This is a genomic window from Rivularia sp. PCC 7116 (genome assembly GCF_000316665.1).
Taxonomy (GTDB): domain Bacteria; phylum Cyanobacteriota; class Cyanobacteriia; order Cyanobacteriales; family Nostocaceae; genus Rivularia.
In genome coordinates, this window is record NC_019678.1 from 3,807,279 (window position 1) to 3,827,117 (window position 19,839).

Here is a 19,839-nt window from a genome sequence, read left to right on the forward strand (position 1 = left end):
ATCAAATACACATTCAGTAATGCGATAGCGAAGCGCTGCTGCAAGCAGAACGCCCTTTGCCACAACTTGAGTAAATTAAAAGACAATGGGCTATTCAAGTAGTTTAACGGATAAAGAGTGGGAAATTATTGAACCTCTCCAACAATCAGAAGAAAAGAACTAAACCTCCAACATGGAGTAAGAGAAAAATTTTAGATGGGGTTCTCTATCAACTAAAAAATGGTTGTAATTGGTCTGATTTACCCTGCATACTTACCCCCATACTCAACTGTATTTTGGCATTACAAACAGCGGTAAATCGACCGGTTGGAAAACGGGAAAACCTCGTAAGCGTAGAATCAAGTATCCAATAGTTAAAAAGACCATTCCTAAGCCACCTAAAAAAGCAAAAGAATCTGCTTAGTAGTTATTATTTCATTTTTTTTTGGCTAAAGATTTTTTAACTCAGTATTCCTGAGTCATTTTGCAGTGGTTAGTCTAAACTCCAGTTAAAAGATTAGCAACTGATTAAATAGATCCCATTCGGGGTTCTATAGAGTTACAAAAGCAGTAGGAAATAGAGAAAGAACTTCTTGAAGAAGAAAGAATTAAAGTTGAAGAAAGGAAAGCTTTGCAAAGTAAAGCTGAGGCATGGTTGAAAAATTTAGATACATTATCTCCCGAAGGGTTATGGTTTGAAAAGTTTGCTGAGGGTTATCTCACATCTTGCACCATTCTCAACAACCGCCGTATTCATAAATTCTCAGGCTAATACACAAAGTCTGATAAATCAGACTGGGTATGGGTTTTAGTGCGTTTTAACGTACTTTGTATATTAGCCTTGAAATTTATTTCTCTGCGAGAAAGCCTTCGGCTTACAAGGTGGGTTTTGGGGCTAATCAAGAATGGTGCAAGATATCAGTTATCCTTCAAGGTTAGAAGCTGGGATTGATTATTTACAAGGGAATTAATAGTTTGTAAATAATCAATTCCAAAAGAAAGTTAAGTTGTAGCCTTAACATACTCAGTTTCATTCAAATCATGCACCTTACCCAATCCTTCTCTGAGAGATTTAGCGATCGCTTGAGTTGCTTCCACAATATCTGTATCGTCTACAGTGTTGAGTGTAGCTAATTCTAGGTTATGATGCTCGACCACATAGTACCAGGCATGATGAAGTAGCTCATTGCTGATAGAAGATACTCTGTACATTTCGATACCTGGAACCCAGAGAGCAATGACATAGTGATGAATAAATTTTTCTACTTTAGTTAAAAATACCCCAGCAGGAATATCCTGACGACCGCTATCTTTAGTTGCTTGAGCGGCAAAACTGGCTTTAGCTTCGGGATGTTTAGTATTGTGAATAATCCAAGCTTGGACTTCTTTGGCAGCTCTGAGTAATGCATCTTCCATCCTATTTATATCTCCCTTACCAGGTTGGGCTACTTGGGCTTTTAGGGAAATTGGGAAAGTCCATTTACATAAGGTTCCAGAACCATTTTGGGTATAGTTAACAAATTCCTTCTGTGCTAGCACGCTAGGTGATATATTCAGGATCCGACCTGCATTTGCTCCCACAGAGAGGAGTTTAACACTAGAAGTCTTAATTGCATTAACTTGATAAAAATCATCATCGCCAGAGAAGCCAATGATATCGTCTACCTCATAAACATCATCCCGTAAATTTAAGGCGACGGTAGCCGCATTTTCGACGACTTGCTTGGCACCAAAAGAAAAACCAAGAGCTAAGGCACCAGCCAAGGGAGCAAGTAAACCTAGGGGAATTTCAGCGATCGCAAGACAAGCAACTGTAATACCAGGCCAAGCAACTATACTAACCACATAAGCGATCGCTCTACCATTGCTGCCTAATTTATGAATATAGGGTTTACTAAAGATATATAAAGCACTTATAGGTATTCCTGCGGCGATAGCCTTAAGTATTTTTCCTATGTTATCACCGATAAATTTGTATATTTCTTGCCAATTAAGGTATTCTAAAAATGTGGACTTTGAGCTAGAGTCATTGATTATAGGGTCTGCCAGGATTTGATTACCGTCTTGCCAAACCATTAAGCCTGTTCCATTAATAGCATAGATAGTATTGCCACTATTAGCTGAAAAAGCTCTAGTTTTTTGATTCCAAACAGCAGGAAGCCGAATTAATTGTTCGGATGCTGATTTTTGCTGTCTAATAAAAAATGATTGGTTTCCCTGACGACAGATATGAATCAAATATTGTTTTGTTTCAAAAGAAGCTACAAGATTGTTGTTTGATTCACAAAGTAGTGTTTGTTTAAGTTTACTCTTAGTTTCAAATTCATTCTTATTCTCATTCTGAGAAATTGATGGGGATGAATTACTTATCCTAGGGGAGGTGTCATCTTTTTTGCCACAACTGACTAAGTTAAGACTTGCTAGTATTCCTATGGTAAAAATAGAGGTTTTTATAAGATTATTTTTTTGTCGTTTATCTGCATTCACAAGATTTTTTTTACTAATTCGACTTCTGTTACCAACTTCAAATTTAAACATATTTCTGGGTGCCAGTAATTTCATAAAATCATTCACTTAAAATCATTCAAATAACTAATTATTTTGTTGAGATAGCTTGCTACGTAAATAGGGAGGATCTCAAATGTAGAAAAATATATTTTGTCATTACGTTAGCTAGCGCTATACTACGTAAACGTGTAAAGTCTAAGTGTTGCGATTGCTACCACTCGGTAACACTTCGCTACGCTTCATACCCTACGGGAACTTTTTCAAAGAACACAATAACAACCCGTATCTTAGTAAATTTGTAAAATTGGGATGTTCCCCGTAAATAAGTATTTATGCAAAAATATTTGTATATTTCAAAAATAATTAATTAATTATTTAAATTATTAACCCTTTGCCATTGATTAATGGAGTGTAGCTGAATAACACAATGGGAAATGTAAATAATATTAAGTACTTGTACATAATATTATTTATTTAAATATTTTTACGTTTATTAACGTTACTTGCTATTAATCTCAAAATGCTTTTATTAACAGATTACTAAGCCTTCCTTTTAAATTAAAGAATAAATTGATATTTTCTTCCTCGTACTCTTGTTGTAAAGAGAATAGTTTCCTAATTTCAAATTCCAAGGCTACTTTTAATAGAGGAGAGCTTTTAGTACGAACAATGAAACCTATGTGAGAGTTTTGATTAGCAAAATCATCCGCTTCTTGGATTAATTGTTCATCAATTTCATCATATGATGCAGTAATGATTATGGGTATTTCCGGACAAAGCTTGTTGATGAGTCTGGCTGTTTCTAGTCCATTTATATTAGGCATACGCAAGTCAAGAATTATCAAAAATGGTGGTGAATTTTGCTTCTTTACTTGTTTGATGTAATCTACTGCTCTCTGACCATTTTCAACCATAATTGTGTCTAGGTTTCTTTGTTCTTCTTGTGCCCATCGCCGAACTGCAACTGATAAGGCATCTCTGACTTCGGGTTCTTCATCGGCAATAAGAACTGTTTTAGTTGTTTTAGTTGCTTTGTCTGGGGAAAATTGAAAATCCATATTTGTTGAGTCTGAAAGAAGATTAATTTTTAATGATGATGCAAATTTCTGTGGATAATTGAACATATAATTTGAACCTTAGTTGATGTTAAGCTTTTAGCCGTTACTCCCAACAATTTATGTTGATCATCTTTTATCTTTTTAGATTTATTGACTATAAGAAAGAACGATTAGCGTAAGTCCTGATTATTTGCAAAGCTAATCGCACTATGATACTCAAAATCTTATTAAGCGCGATCGCCTAGGGAATACTTATGCTGGTAAATCTTGTGCTGGATAGATACGGAGTGTACCCGCACCTTTTGCATATATTGAGTCGATTTGCACATTACCAATGTTTATTGGGGTATCAAATGTGTCAATATCTCCAGTTCCAATTTTCTTGACTTGACTATTGTATCCAAGGCTGTGGGTGTCATAATTAGCGTAGCCATCGCAGTTAAAAATATAACCACCTTTTTTGGCAACAATAGCATCGTCTTTGATATACGAACCGCAGGAAGGTACTAATTGTATGTCAATTGGAGGGCAATTCTTTGAACCTTTGAGGCGTTTTTTGTCATGATCGAGACAAACTTCTAATCCAAAAGTAATATCGTCTATTTTAAATATAGAAGAACCATCGTAACTCTTTATCTGCTCCTCTGAGGCTGTTCCATACTCTTTAAATGGGGTCAAGTGATCTACGCGTTCCCAAATAATACCTCCAACGCTTTTGTCCTTCTTAATAAAGTCCAGAGTTGACTTGTGTTCTTTGAGAATGGCTTTTGCAGCAGCCGGACCTGCACCTTCACCGTCACCAAAACCGCCTTTTTGAACTAAGACAAAGTTGTATCCTTCAATAGATTTACCGATATCAATAACATCTTTATGACCAAAAAGGCTTGCCCAAAATCCTGCGAGTTTAGTTTGAAATGATTTTCCTAAGATACTTCCAAATACAAAAATCCAATCTTTCCATTCAGGTCCTTTAACTAATGTTTGCAAGGAACTGACTACCGTTTGCACATCATCCATATCATATGCACCCGTCTCTCCTCGGAAAAAGAATTCCGGTATCATAAATATTTTCAAAGTCTCTGAATCTTTCTGTTCAGTCTTGCTGTTTGTTCGAGCACCGTCGATTACTTTACCTACTAATTCGACTCTTGCTTTAATATCATCAGATGTTTTGCTTAACCCTACATATTTTTGTTTATCACCGCTAATACTTTTTGGTGCAGTGTAAATACAATGTGCAATGAACTGAACTTTTTTATAAGCCATGCTTACTTCCTTTCAAATTGTTTATAACTGATTAAAAAATCAAATATTTTCCTTATATCAGTTTTATCCAAGTAAAATAAATTAGATTCTTAAAACTTTTTAAAAGAGATTCAATTCCTATAAAAGTTACATTAGAATCAACTAGAAAAAGTTTTAATCAATTGTATTTTTCTTCGATGGTATTAGTTACAGATGTGATATTGAAGATTCCGCAAAAAATGTGAACTTAAATACAAAATATTTCTGAATCACAATTCTGTATTTAACCTGAAGTTCCCCCGGAGGATATGTACTAAATAGGGGTCAAAGCTTTAACGGATAAGGGTTTGCTAATTTTATCCTTAAAATACTGTACCCATGTATTTCAAGATTTTCTTAATCTTTTATGCAAATAAATATGAGAAAATTCTATTCATGTATATTGAATGTGCGTAAACATCACAAAACGCTATAGATTTACTTAATACTCACCTCAATTGTACCCAGTAAGCCCAGGCTCAAAATTTCTGCAAGCCTTGCTATACATACGTTTCATTTTTTGTCAAAGGGGAACTTCAGGTTAACAACAGTGACATAATATATAACCAAGCCTATAACCAAACCCAGCCTCTTATAAGATATTAAGACAATGGATTCAATTGACAAAATATTATCTGATTTAAAAGAAGAATATGAAAGTCCTGGAGGGAAAGCGAAAGCAAAACCATTACCAGAATCATCAAAACCACTAAAATCTTCAAATCAAACCTATCCAAATTATCAATCACCTTTGACATCGGATCGCGAAGATAGTCTTGATAGGTTGCTATTAGATGTAAAAGGTGATTTTGAACAACAAGATTTAGCTATAGAACCCCGGAAGGTATCTTTACATTCTCCGGTATAATAATCCTAAATGGTGATTATCAAATACACATTCAGTAATGCGATAGCGAAGCGCTGCTGCAAGCAGAACGCCCTTTGCCACAACTTGAGTAAATTAAAAGACAATGGGCTATTCAAGTAGTTTAACGGATAAAGAGTGGGAAATTATTGAACCTCTCCAACAATCAGAAGAAAAGAACTAAACCTCCAACATGGAGTAAGAGAAAAATTTTAGATGGGGTTCTCTATCAACTAAAAAATGGTTGTAATTGGTCTGATTTACCCTGCATACTTACCCCCATACTCAACTGTATTTTGGCATTACAAACAGTGGCGAGAACAAGGAATAATTGAGGATATAAGAGATGTTCTGCACGAACAAGTACGGCAGCAGGTTAAAAAAACCCTTATGGACAACCTTAATAATTATTGACTCACAAGCGGTAAAGAATACTTGTAATGCTAGTAAAGAATCTAAAGGTTTTTGCTTCTACAAATCGACAAATGGTATTAAAAGACACTTAGCCGTAGATACTTTGGGATTTCCTTTTTTTTACTCACTGCACCAAAGCATCGGTCTCCGATGACAAGGGACTAATTGAAATGCTCTCAGATAATATTGATTATTTCAAGTCTAAACCTGTCAATATTCCTAAAATTACCATCCTTCTTGACAACGGATATCATCCTGAAAAATTAGAGGAAGAGTTGAAAAAAGTTTATCCCCAGATAATGACCAAAATTAGATTTAAATTATCACCCAAACCATCCAAAACCCAAAAACAGAAAGAAGGAAAAACAGGTTTTGTTCCAGTCAAAGCAAGGTGGGTTATTGAAAGAAGCAATTCTTGGATGGAGAGATGTAAAAGTTTAGTCAAGAACAATGATGCGAACCCTTGATAATTCTACCACCAAGATTAATCTTTGTTTTGTCCGATTGATGCTTAAAAGACTCGCCACTGGTTACATAGATCCCATTCGGGGTTCTATAAAAAACTCAGCGTTACGAGGCTGCAAAAATATATAATTAACCAGAACATTCCCGACTCAATAACAACTCCCCATTTTTCAACCGATACAAACCGCTTGGTTCAACAATTGGATCTCCTTTTTTCCAGCTTTGATTTTTACTTTCAACAGTTCTAACTTTACCAGTTGCATATTTAGAAACAAAAATATTCCCAGCGCGATCGCTTCGTAAACCACCAGAGCCTGTAATCCGCAAAGAGTTTTCTTGTCGCTTGTTACCACGTGCAATACAACTGTTAGCAATTATTGCGTCGGTATCTATATTTGGAGAAAGTCCGGTAAAGCTGTTTTGAATTGAACTGGTATCATCTTGATTAATACTTGTTTCACCCGAAATTCCTCTTTGGGAACTTGCGGTAATATCGCTTTTTTCTGTTGGTTGTGAACGGGATTCAATACCGAAAATAGCTTCAGAAGTAATATTAACTTTTCCGCCACTTCCTTCAAAAGCATTGGCAGTAATATCGCTGTTTTCTTCGGGAATAACAACGATAAATTTAGAATTTATATCGATATTCCCTCCATCTCCACCAGCTTGAGCAATTCCTGCGGTGGTGGAAATTTGACTACTGTTACGCAATACTAATTTTTCACTTACGTTTAAGGTAATATTCCCACCTTGAGTGGCGGCTGTTTGTGCAAAGATACTGCTATTGTCTAGTTTGATAATGCCTGCTTGCACTTCGATATTCCCTGCACCCCCCGTACCATTGCTACTAGCAGAAATTGTAGAACCACCGGTTAATGTCAGGGTTTGGGTATCGAGATCAATTGCACCACCTTTTCCTTCTCCTCCTGTAAACACATTGCTGGTAATCTGGCTAGAGTTGGATAAGGCAATGGAATCAGCAGCATCTACTTTAACCTTACCTGCATCTCCCTTACCTGAGGTTCCAGTAGAGAAAAATCCGTCGTTATCTAAGAATAGGGAGCCTGTTGTGATTTGGATATCTCCACCATCACCAATAGCATTTGAGTTAACTTCGGTAGAAGCAAAGCTTCCTTTATCAAAAGTAACGGTATCGCGGGAATTAATCTTGATATTACCTGCATCCCCTTGGCCAGATGTTGCAGCAAATAATACAGCACCATTAGTAACAGAAAGTGACCCAGTTGTAATTTGAATGTCTCCTCCTTTACCTGCACCCCTAATTAGGTTAGTAGATAAGCTACTATCTTTTCCATCAAACTTGATACGATCGCGGGCGTTAATTATAATGCTGCCACCATTGGCAATCTCGTTACTATTTTCATCTGGCCAAGCTCCGGCACTCATTACACCACCATTTGTTAAAAATAGCGACCCAGTTTTTACTTCAATATTTCCTCCATTACCATTAGATACAGCACTAGTTGCGTTACTTGGTATAGGAAACTTACTACTGCCTAGTCCATCGAAAGTAATGGTGTCGCCCACATCAAGGAAAATATTACCTGCATTTCCCTCTCCAAAGTTAATAGTTGAGATCAAACCACCACTTTTAAACAGCAATTCACCTGTGGTAATCTGGATATCCCCACCATTACCAATACTTTTAGAACCCCCAACGGTAGAAACTTGAGAAGGAAATCCTGTATTGGTATCAAAGCCATCAAAGTTAACTTTATCACTGGCATTGATAGTGATATTCCCTGCATCTCCTTGCCCATTTGTGATGGCAGATATTGCTGCCCCATTGGTGACAGAAAGTAACCCTGTTGTGATTTGAATATCTCCTCCTTTACCCACACTTTGAGATATTAAGTCGCTTTGAATACTAGTAATTCTATTACTAACTATTCCATCTAATTTCACGCTATCGCGGGCTTCAACAAAAATATTTCCTGCATTCCCTTCCCCAAAAACATTGGTAGATAATTGACCTCCATTTGTTAAAGATAGGGTTCCGCTTGTTACCCGAATATCTCCTCCTTTGCCAACTGCACCACTAAAAATACTGCTCTCAGCATAGCCACGAGTGTCAAAAGTAACTGCATAGCGAGCATTAATGGTAATATTACCTGCATTGCCTTTTCCACTAATACTGTTACTAATCAAAGCTCCATTGGTAGCTGAAAAAGTCCCAGTGTTTAGTTGAATATTACCAGCATTACCTACAGCTTCCGGATTTACGGAACTAATGATGCGAGTAAATAAAGTACCGTTAATTCCATCAGTCAAAGTAATATCACCTGAGCCGTCTAAAGAAATATTTTGACGAGCATTAACAGTTATATTACCAGCATTTCCTTGTCCAAAGGTTTTAGCATTTATCTCAGAACCTCCAGCCAGAGAAAGGGAACCAGTATTAAGATTGATATCACCAGCATTACCTACAGCACCAATCCCTACGAAGCTAGAAATATCACTGTTAAATCCATCTTTAATTCCAGCAATGGTAACTGCATCGCGGACATTAAGATTAATATTACCTGCATTACCTTGTCCACCAGGGAGATTATTTTCAACATCAGTATCACGAAGGATGGCTTGAATTTCGGAACCATCTGTAACGGAGAGCGAACCAGAATTTATATTAATATTTCCCCCTTTACCAACTCCTCCCGCTTCTATATTATTGGAAATTAAACTATCTACAAGAGAGACAGAATTAGATGCTTTTAGGAATATATCACCAGTATTTCCTTGACTGTAGACACTGTTATCAATATCAGCATCATTATTAACTTCAATTGAACCCGTAGCATTGAGATTCACATCTCCTGCTTGTACGTCTGAATTTTCTGAATTTTTACCAATTCCAGCAAATATAGATGAGTTAGAAATCTCCAAATTACGAGCATTAATTACAAAATTTCCCCCACCCGCACCAAAAACACTTACAGCGGCTATATTTGTTAGAGAAACATCCCCTCGTTCCACATCTTGGGGAATATTTAAACTAAAACTATCACCAGCAATATCTAAGTCAACAGTTCCCGGTGCAGATACAGAAGCTAATTCAATATTTCCTTCATAAGCCCTCAATCTACCACCATCAAAGTTGATATTACCCCCCACCAGCAACAAACTTTTTCCATCAGGAACTCTCAATCCTGTAGTTTCATTTTCTTCTGGATTTATTCCTGCGGGTGCTTGGGATTTATTAATAATTCCCCCACTAGCTTCTACTTGATTAAAAAACAAAGCCGAAGGATTGACGGTTAAATTACCAGGTGTTTGTGGATTTGTAGCGCTGAAATTACCTTGCTCGCCAAACTGTAAACCCGAAGCAGTAGTTCCCACAAAAGAACCTTGTAAATCTAAACTGGCATTCTCTCCAAATACAATTCCCGACGGGTTAATCAAAAATAAATTCGCAGCACCATCAACTCCCAAAGTTCCGAAAATATTCGATGCATTCTCACCAGTCACCCGCGTCAATATATTCTCTACCCCATCGGGATTAGCAAAATAAACCGCTTGCCCATCGTTAATATTAAACTCGCTGAAGCTGTGGAATAAATTAATATTGCGTCTGGCTCCACCATCAATTTTGTCTGCATTTATTCCTTTAATCTCAACGTTGCGATTTAAACGAGAATTTTCTCTACCTAAAGTATTGTCGGGGATGATATTACTTTGTTGCGCTAAGGCTGAATCTGTAATTAAAAGTACACCTATGCAGCCGGTGATTCCTGCCAATGTGAATCGTAATCGCTCGTAAAAACTATATTTTATCGGCATGTATACGCTTTTATACTTATGAATTTAATAGTAATGATACTTGTTGTTTTCGTAACAAGTACATCAAATCCTAAGTAAGATAATAATTGCAATACACTTTTGTGCAAAGTTCAGCGATATTAATCGGAACATTCCCGACTCAATAACAACTCTCCATTCTTCAAGCGATACAATCCTTGAGGCTCAACAATCGCATCGCCTTTTTTCCAAGCTGGGTTGTTACTTTCAACAGTTCTAACTTCACCAGTTGCATATTTAGAAACAAAAATATTCCCAGCGCGATCGCTTCGTAAACCACCAGAGCCTATATTGCGAAAAGAGTTTTCTTGTCGCTTGTTACCTCTTGAAATGCAACTGTTAGCAATTATTGCATCGGTGTCGATATTAGGAGATAGTTCGGTGAAACTGTTTTGAATTGAACTGGTATCGTCTGTGTTGATATTTGTTTCACCTGCAATAGCCTCTTCGGAACTTGCTGTAATATCGCTTTTGTTAGTTAAACTTGGTTGAGTTTCAATTCCAAAAATACCGTTACTATTAATATTAACTCTTCCACCGTTACCTAGATAAGCATTCGCGGTGATGTCGCTGTTTTCTGAGGGAATAGAAACGATAAATTTGGAATTAATATCAATATTTCCACCATCTCCCCCAAATTGTTGGTTTCCTGCTGTTGTGGTGATTCTGCTCCCGTTCCGGAGTAATAATAATTCGCTTATTTGTAAATCAATATTTCCACCTTTGGTGCTTGCTGTTTGAGCAGTGATAAAACCGTTATTTAATTGAAGAGTTCCTGCTTGTAAAGTAATATCTCCTGCATCTTCTTTCCCAAGGCTAGCAACCGATACTATTGCATCATTACTTATAGATAAAGTACCGGTTGTCAGTTCAATATCACCAGCATTGCCTACCCCATTAGACTCTACCGTACTAAAAGCACCACTTGGACCACTGTTACCAACACCGTCAAAAATAATCCGATCGCGAGCATTAATTTTAATCTTACCTGCATCACCTTCCCCATTTGTGGAAGTAATAATTTGAGCACCATTGGTTACAGAAAGTAATCCAGTTGTTAACTGAATCTCCCCAGCATCACCATTGTTAAATGTAAAAGTTTGTATGCCACCTGGTATATTGTTATTACCAACACCATCAAGGATAATTGAATCAATCGCATTAATAAATATATTACCAGCATTACCTTGTCCGAAACTGAAGGTATTGAGTAAAGCACCATTTGTGACAAATAGTTTTTTTGTATTAATTGTGATATTGCTACCGTTACCTACAGCATTGGAAAGAACTGCACTATTGGCGCTACTAAAAAAATTATTGCTTCCGATACCATCAAAAGTAACGGTATCCCTAGCATTGATATTGATATTACCGGCATCTCCTCGTCCACTTGTGTAGGCAGATATTTGAGCACCATCAGTAACAGAAAGTGAACCTGTTGCGATTTGAATATCTCCACCTTTACCTATACCCCTAAGTAAACTACTTATCAAAGCAGTATTTACACCATCAAGCTTGATAGTATCGCGAGCATCAATTTTAATATCCCCACCATTGGCAATATTATTACTATTCTCTTGCCCAGCTCCAATCGTACTTATTTGAGCAGTATTTGTTAAAAGTAGCGAGCTGGTTTTTACATCAACATCACCTGAATCACCATTAGATGCAAAAGTCTTTACACCGCTGGGTAAACCATTATTAGCTACACCATCAAAACTGATTGTATCGCGAACATCAAGAAAAACATCACCCGCATTTCCCTGCCCATTATTATTAGTAGAGATATTACCACCACTTGTTAACAGCAATTCACCTGCTGTAATGCGGATTGTACCACCATTCCCCACACCATCAGAAGCAAATACGCTACTAGCATTTCCTAAATTATCAAAAGTAGCGGTATCAGTGACATTAATGTTTATATTTCCAGCATCCCCTTGTCCACCTGAGGTAGCAGATATACTGGCTCGATCGCTAACGGAAAGTGATTTTGTGACAATTTGAATATCTCCTCCTTTTCCCACACCTCCAGTTACTAGGTTGCTTTCAATACCACTAATCTTATCAAAAGGTTCACCGTTGAATTGCGAACTAAAAAAACCGTCTAATTTCACACCATCACGGGCTTCAACAAAGATATTACCGGCATTTCCTTCTCCTGTAACAGTTGTACCTAATTGACTCCCATTTGTTAAGGTAATAGTTCCAGTTTTAACTCGAATATCTCCTCCTTTACCAATTCCACCAGTAAAAATTCGAGTATCAACAGAACTGTTTGTGTCAAAGCTAATGGTATCGCTGGCATTAATAGTAATATTCCCTGAATCACCTTTACCATTAGTACTACTACTAATAAAAGCTCCATTAGTAACTGAGAGATTACCAGTATTTAATTGAATATTACCAGCATTACCTACAGCTCCTGTATCTACTGAATTAATGATGCGAGTAAATAGGGTACCGTTACTTCCATCACTCAAAATAACATCACCGGAACCATCTAAGGAGATATTTTGACGAGCATTAATATTTATATTACCTGCATTTCCTTGTCCAGAAGTTTTAGCATTTATTTCAGAACCATTAGCCAAAGAAAGGGAATCAGTATTAATATTTATATCACCAGCATTACCTATAGCTCCGATTCCTACAAAGTTGAAAATTTCACTATTAAATCCATCTTTTATTCCAGCAATAGTAACTGCATCGCGGACATTAATATCTATATTTCCTAGATTACCTTGTCCTCCAGGGAGATTATTTTCAACATCAGCATTACCAAGGATGGCTTGAATTGAGGAACCATCTGTAACGGAAAGAGAAGCAGCTTTGATATTAATATTTCCGCCTTTCCCAACTCCTCCCGCTTCTATATTGTTTACAATAAGACTCCTGTCTACAAGAGATATAGAATTAGATGCTTCGAGGAAAATATTACCTGCATTACCTTGTCCACCAGGGAGATTATTTTCAACATCAGCACCACGAAGCAAAGCTTGAATTTCGGAGCCATCTGTAAGGGAGAGCGAACCAGCAGTGATGTTAATATTTCCCCCGTTACCAACTGCCCCTGCTTCTATATCATTGGCAATAGCACTATCTACAAGAGAGACAGAATTAGATGCTTGCAGGAATATATCACCTGCATTTCCTTGACTGTACACACTATTATCAATAACAGCACTATCTTTAAGTAAAATAGAACCTGTAGCATCAAGCTTCACATCCCCTGCTTGTGCATTAGGATTATCTGAATTTTCAGCAATTCCAGCAAATATAATTGAATCGGAAATTTCTAAATTACGAGCATTAATCGTAAAATTTCCCCCACCAGCACCTAAAACGCTTATATCAGATTCATTAGCTAGAGAAATATCCCCTCTTTCCACATCTTCGGGAACATTTAAACGGAAAGTATTACCAGAAATATCTAATCCAACACTTCCCGGTGATGTAACAGAAGCTAATTCAATATTTCCTTCATAAGCCCTCAATCTACCACCATCAAAATTAATATTCCCACCCACAAGCAATAAACTTTTACCATCAGGAACTCTCAATCCAGTGGTTTTATTTCCATTGGGATTAATTCCTGCACTTGCTTGAGACTTATTAATAATTCCCCCACTAGCTTGTACTTGATTGAAAAATAAAGCTGAAGGATTGATAGTTAAATTACCTGGTAATTCCGGATTCGTAGCACTAAAATTACCTTGTTCACCAAACTGTAACCCCGAAGCAGTTGTTCCCACAAAAGAACCTTGTAAATCCAAACTGGCATTCTCACCAAATACAATTCCGTTAGGATTAATTAAAAATAAATTCGCAGCACCATCAACCCCTAAAGTTCCCAAAATATTCGACGCATTCCCACCCGTTACTCTAGTCAATATATTCTCTACCCCATCGGGATTAGCAAAATAAACCGCTTGCCCATCGTTAATATTAAACTCGCTGAAGCTGTGAAATAAATTAATATCCCGTCTTGCTCCCCCATCAATTCTGTCTGCATTTATTCCGTTAATAGTCACATTACGGTTTAAACGAGAAGATTCTGCACCCAAAGTGTTATCGGGAGTGATATTACTTTGTTGCGCTAAGGCTGGTTTTGTAATTAAAAATACATTTGTGCAACTAGCAATGCCCGCTAATCCTAACTGTAAGCACTTGTTTAAATAACTTTTTCTAATCATGGGATGCGATGCTGGTACTGCTTTTATGAATATCCAATGAAACTTTTGTTTCTGGTAATAAATAAATCAAATCTTAAGCAATAAAATAATTGCAATACACTTTTGTGCAGTTTTTCGTTACCTCCGATAAAAATACTTATACCAATTCTGTATGAGGCTGCGCTCAATCGCCCTCACTCTATAAGAGTGGGGCTACCTAAACAAAGCCCCTCCGGGTATCTCCCTCCGGGAGACGCTCCGCGTTCACGAAGTGACCCGTTAGGGTAACACTAGTTTGGGGGACGGAAACCGACACCCCCAACTAGATTCACCGTCTACACGGGCTAAATTCGGCGTATCTTTATAAAGAGATGGTATTAACTATTTAGAACATTCCCGACTCAATAACAACTCCCCATTCTTCAAACGATACAAACCGCTCGGTTCAATAATTGGATCGCCTTTTTCCCAAACTGGGTTGTTACTTTCAACAGTTCTAACTTTACCAGTTGCATATTTAGAAACAAAAATATTCCCAGCGCGATCGCTTCGTAAACCTCCAGAGCCTATATTGCGAAAAGAATTTTCTTGTCGCTTGTTACCTCTTGCGATGCAACTGTTAGCAATTATTGCGTTGGTGTCGATGTTTGGGGATAGTTCGGTGAAACTGTTTTGAATTGAACTGGTGTCATCTTGATTAATACTTGTTTCACCCGAAATTCCTCTTTGGGAACTTGCGGTAATATCGCTTTTTTCTGTTGGTTGTGAACGCGATTCAGTACCGAAAATAGCTTCAGAAGTAATATTAACTTTTCCACCACTTCCTTCAAAAGCGTTGGCAGTAATATCGCTGTTTTCTTCGGGAATAACAACGATAAATTTAGAATTGATATCGATATTCCCTCCATCTCCACCAGCTTGAGCAATTCCTGCGGTTGTGGTGATTTGGCTTTCGTTGCGGAGTAATAGTAATTCACTTATTTGTAAGTTGATGTTACCACCTTGAGTGCTGGCTGTTTGAGCGGCAATAAAACCATTATTTAATTGAAGAGTTCCTGCTTCTAAAGTAATATCTCCTGCATCTCCAGTTCCATTACTACCAACCGATACCTTTGCACCTTTTTCGATAATTACCAATCGCGGATCGATAATTATACTACCACCTTGACCTGTAGAATCATCAGATGTACTGGCAAATAAGCCACTGGCTGAACCTTCTTCAATCAGCAGAAAATCGCTAACTCTATCGGTTGAATCAGGAGATTTTATTTGTTCTTCAATTACTGCTAGTCGATCGCTAAAGTTGGGATCGCTTCCAGACAAGGTAACGCTATCTCTAACATTGAGGGTGATAATACCAGCGTCACCACTACTGCGGGTATTATTAACAATTTGTCCACCATTGACTGCTGCAAAGTTATCGGCGTTAATGGTGATATCTCCAGCATTACGATTGTTAGAAGTTGTTGCTGTTACAAGGGCACCATCTGTAACGCGAAAGTCTCCTGTGGTGACGTTGATGTTGCCAGCATCACCAGAAGCACCTCTTTCTGTTAAAGCTATTATGCCACTAGAAACACCTGTAGGACTAATACCTGAAAGAGTAACAGATTCGGCAGAATTGATATTAATCTCTCCTCCCCTTCCTTTACCACCAGGAAGATTGCCAAATTCCCGAGATACAGCAGCACTAATTTGAGAACCACTTGTTAAAGTTAAGGTTTGGGTATCAATATCAATGGTACCACCTATTCCTTCTCCTCCTGGAAGCACATTGCTATCAATACTGCTAGAGTTAGATAAGGAAATAGAATCACTTGCATCTACTTTAACCTTACCTGCATCGCCCTTACCTAAAGTTCCAGTAGCAATAAGTCCAGTGTTATCTAAGAATAGTGAACTTGTTGTAATTTCGATATCTCCACCATCACCAATAGCATTTGAGCTAACAATATTTAAGGCAGAGCCGCCATCAAAAGTGACAGTATCGCGGGCATTAATATTTATATTACCCGCATTTCCTCGTGCATTTGTAAAGGCAGATAATTCACCGCCATTGGTGACAGAAAGTGACCCAGTTGTAATTTGGATATCTCCACTTTTACCTCTACCCCAAAGTAAGATGGTAGCTAAGCCACTATTTGCACCATCAAACTTGATACTATCGCGGGCATTAATTATAATATTGCCACCATTGGCGACGTTGTTACTATTCTCTTCTGGGAACCCTGCAGCATTCATTTGACCACCATTTGTTAAAAATAGCGACCCAGTTTTGACCTCAATATTTCCTGCATTGCCATTATTTACATAGGTATTGGCACTACTTGGTACAGTAAACTTACCAGTAGTTTTACCATCAAAAGTAATAGTGTCGCCCACATCAAGGAAAATATTACCTGAATTTCCATTTCCTAAATTAATGCTTGAGATATCACCACCACTTTGCAACAGCAATTCATCTGTAGTAATGCGAATATCCCCACCATTACCAACACTGTTAGAAGCCCCAGCGGTAGAGACTTGAGAACGAAGTCCTATATTGCTATCAAAGCCATCCAAGTTAACTTTATCGCGAGCATTGATATTAATATTACCTGCATCACCTTGTCCATCTGTGGTAGCAGATATCGCTGAACCATTGGTGACGGAAAGTAACCCCGTTGTAATTTGAATATCTCCCCCTTTACCCACACCTCCAGTTAGTAAGCTGCTTTGAATACCACTAATTCCACTACTAACTACTCCGTCTAATTTCACGCTATCGGGGGCTTCTACAAAGATATTACCTGCATTTCCTTTCCCTGCAACATTACTAGATAATTGACCCCCATTTGTTAAAGATAGGGTTCTGGTTGTTAACCGGATATCTCCTCCGTTACCGATTGTACCAGTAGCAACTGTGCCGCTAGCATAACCTCCAGTGTCAAAGGTAACGGTATCTTTCGCATTAATGGTAATATTCCCTGCGTCCCCTTTCCCAGCAGTACTGCTACTAATAGCAGCTTCATTAGTAACTGAAAGAGTTCCAGTGTTTAATTGAATCTCACCAGCATTACCCACTGCTTCTGGATTTACGAAACTAATGATGCGAGCAGGTATAGTACCGTTACTACCATCCGTCAAAATAACATCACCCGAACCATCTAAAGAAATACTTTGACGAGCATTAACAGTTATATTACCTGCATTTCCTTGTCCAAGGGTTTTAGCATTTATCTCAGAACCTTCAACGAGAGAAAGGGAACCAGTATTAATATTGATATCACCAGCATTTCCTACAGCACCAATCCCTACGAAGCTAGAAATTGCACTGGCTCTTCCGTCTTTGATTCCAGAAATAGTAACTGCATCGCGGACATTAATATTAATATTACCTGCATTACCTTGCCCACCAGGGAGATTTTTCTCAACATTTGCATCACGAAGAAAGGCTTGAATTTCGGAACTATCAGTCAGGGAAAGCGAACCAGCAGTAATGTTAATATTTCCCCCTTTACCAATTCTTCCTGCTTCTATATTGTTGGCAATAATACTATCTACCAAGTTAACGGTATCACGAGCATTAATAGTAATATTTCCTGCATCCCCTTTCCCATCAATACTGTTAGCAATAAAAGCTTTATTGGTAGCTGAAAAAGTCCCAGTATTTAGTTGAATATTACCAGAATTACCTACAGCTTCCGGATTTACGGAACTAATGATGCGAGTAGATATAGTACCGTTACTACCATCACTAAAAGTAACATCACCTGAGCCGTCTAAAGAAATATTTTGACGAGCATTAACAGTTATATTACCTGCATTTCCTTGTCCAAGGGTTTTAGCATTTATCTCAGAACCTTCAACGAGAGAAAGGGAACCAGTATTAATATTGATATCACCAGCATTTCCTACAGCACCAATCCCTACGGAGCTAGAAATATCACTGTTAAATCCATCTTTAACTCCAGTAATAGTAACTGCATCGCGGACATTAATATTAATATTACCTGCATTACCTTGTCCTCCGGGGAGATTATTTTCAACATCAGCACTACGAAGCAAAGCTTGAATTTCCGAGCCATCTGTAACGGAGAGCGAACCAGAATTTATGTTAATATTTCCCCCGTTACCAACTCCCCCTGCTTCTATATTGTTGTCAATAATACTATCTACAAGAGATACAGAATTAGATGCTTCGAGGAAAATATCACCAGCATTTCCTTGACTATAGACACTGTTATCAATAACAGCACTATCTTTAAGTGAAATCGAACCTGTCGCATCAAGCTTCACATCCCCTGCTTGTGCATTAGGATTATCTGAATTTTCAGCAATTCCAGCAAATATAATTGAATCGGAAATTTCTAAATTATGAGCATTAATCGTAAAATTTCCCCCACCAGCACCTAAAACGCTTATATCAGATTCATTAGCTAGAGAAATATCCCCTCTTTCCACATCTTCGGGAACATTTAAACGGAAAGTATTACCAGAAATATCTAATCCAACACTTCCCGGTGATGTAACAGAAGCTAACTCAATATTTCCTTCATAAGCTCTTAATCTACCACCATCAAAATTAATCTCTCCTCCTACGAGTAAAAAACTTTTACCGTCAGGTACTCTCAATCCAGTTGTTTCATCACCATTGGGATTAATTCCTGCTGGTGCTTGGGATTTATTAATAATTCCCCCACTAGCTTCTACTTGATTGAAAAATAAAGCCGAAGGATTAACGGTTAATGAACCAGGTATTCCCGGATTCGTAGCACTAAAATTACCTTGTTCACCAAACTGTAACCCCGAAGCAGTTGTTCCCACAAAAGAACCTTGTAAATCCAAACTGGCATTCTCACCAAATACAATTCCGTTAGGATTAATTAAAAATAAATTCGCAGCACCATCAACCCCTAAAGTTCCCAAAATATTCGACGCATTCCCACCCGTTACTCTAGTCAATATATTCTCTACACCTTCGGGATTAGCAAAATAAACTGCTTGCCCATCGTTAATATTAAACTCGCTGAAACTGTGGAATAAATTACTATCCCTTCGCGCTCCCCCATCAATTTTGTCTGCATTTATTCCGTTAATAGTCACATTACGGTTTAAACGAGAAGATTCTGCACCCAAAGTATTGTCGGGAGTGATATTACTTTGTTGCGCTAAGGCTGGTTTTGTAATTAAAAATACATTTGTGCAACTAGCAATGCCCGCTAATCCTAACTGTAAGCACTTGTTTAAAATGTCTTCCATCGATATATGTCTAAGCATTTATATTGATTTTAAT

11 protein-coding genes are annotated in these 19,839 nt (G+C 37.7%); 5 read left to right on the top strand and 6 right to left on the bottom strand.

Translation table 11 applies throughout. The features are described 5' to 3' along the window. Nucleotides 1-128 precede the first annotated feature (128 nt). Nucleotides 129-353, top strand: a complete 225-nt coding sequence (locus RIV7116_RS37610) for a transposase (RefSeq protein WP_198287591.1) — start codon at nucleotides 129-131, stop codon at nucleotides 351-353. Between the two features lie 203 nt (nucleotides 354-556). Then, the gene (locus RIV7116_RS37615; protein WP_371261650.1) at nucleotides 557-751 is read left to right on the top strand and encodes a salt stress protein, Slr1339 family; all 195 of its coding nucleotides are present in this window, start codon (nucleotides 557-559) and stop codon (nucleotides 749-751) included. Between the two features lie 230 nt (nucleotides 752-981). Here RIV7116_RS37615 and RIV7116_RS14825 read toward each other — a convergent pair whose 3' ends face one another. From RIV7116_RS14825 to RIV7116_RS14835, 3 genes are all read right to left on the bottom strand, one after another. Beyond that, nucleotides 982-2,541, bottom strand: coding sequence for a mechanosensitive ion channel domain-containing protein (locus tag RIV7116_RS14825; RefSeq protein WP_015119110.1), 1,560 nt, complete (start codon nucleotides 2,539-2,541; stop codon nucleotides 982-984). A gap of 461 nt (nucleotides 2,542-3,002) precedes the next feature. Further along, nucleotides 3,003-3,545 carry a response regulator gene (locus RIV7116_RS14830; RefSeq protein WP_044290959.1) on the bottom strand — a complete coding sequence of 181 codons (543 nt, stop codon included), beginning with the start codon at nucleotides 3,543-3,545 and terminating at the stop codon, nucleotides 3,003-3,005. A gap of 252 nt (nucleotides 3,546-3,797) precedes the next feature. Continuing rightward, nucleotides 3,798-4,811, bottom strand: coding sequence for a hypothetical protein (locus tag RIV7116_RS14835; RefSeq protein ID WP_015119112.1), 1,014 nt, complete (start codon nucleotides 4,809-4,811; stop codon nucleotides 3,798-3,800). A gap of 628 nt (nucleotides 4,812-5,439) precedes the next feature. On the opposite strand from RIV7116_RS14835, the gene RIV7116_RS14840 reads away from it, so the two are divergent. The 3 genes from RIV7116_RS14840 (at nucleotide 5,440) to RIV7116_RS36980 (ending at nucleotide 6,575) form a co-directional block, all read left to right on the top strand. After that, entirely contained in the window at nucleotides 5,440-5,697 is a 258-nt protein-coding gene (locus RIV7116_RS14840; RefSeq protein WP_015119113.1) for a hypothetical protein, read from the top strand. Nucleotides 5,698-5,843: 146 nt separating this feature from the next. Next, on the top strand, nucleotides 5,844-6,029 hold the full coding sequence (locus RIV7116_RS37620; RefSeq protein WP_198287592.1) for a transposase: 186 nt from the start codon (nucleotides 5,844-5,846) through the stop codon (nucleotides 6,027-6,029). Nucleotides 6,030-6,278: 249 nt separating this feature from the next. Beyond that, complete coding sequence (locus tag RIV7116_RS36980; protein WP_232435805.1) at nucleotides 6,279-6,575, top strand: transposase; 297 nt, start codon at nucleotides 6,279-6,281, stop codon at nucleotides 6,573-6,575. A 127-nt stretch (nucleotides 6,576-6,702) separates the two neighbouring features. Here RIV7116_RS36980 and RIV7116_RS14855 read toward each other — a convergent pair whose 3' ends face one another. From RIV7116_RS14855 to RIV7116_RS33900, 3 genes are all read right to left on the bottom strand, one after another. Then, nucleotides 6,703-10,371, bottom strand: coding sequence for a filamentous hemagglutinin N-terminal domain-containing protein (locus RIV7116_RS14855; protein ID WP_015119114.1), 3,669 nt, complete (start codon nucleotides 10,369-10,371; stop codon nucleotides 6,703-6,705). 119 nt (nucleotides 10,372-10,490) lie between these two features. Then, a complete protein-coding gene (locus RIV7116_RS33895) occupies nucleotides 10,491-14,585 on the bottom strand; it encodes a filamentous hemagglutinin N-terminal domain-containing protein (RefSeq protein WP_015119115.1) in 4,095 nt (1,364 codons plus the stop codon). Nucleotides 14,586-14,945: 360 nt separating this feature from the next. Continuing rightward, nucleotides 14,946-19,805 (bottom strand): S-layer family protein, encoded by a 4,860-nt coding sequence (locus tag RIV7116_RS33900; RefSeq protein WP_015119116.1) that lies wholly within the window; start codon nucleotides 19,803-19,805, stop codon nucleotides 14,946-14,948. Between the last annotated feature and the right edge of the window lie 34 nt (nucleotides 19,806-19,839).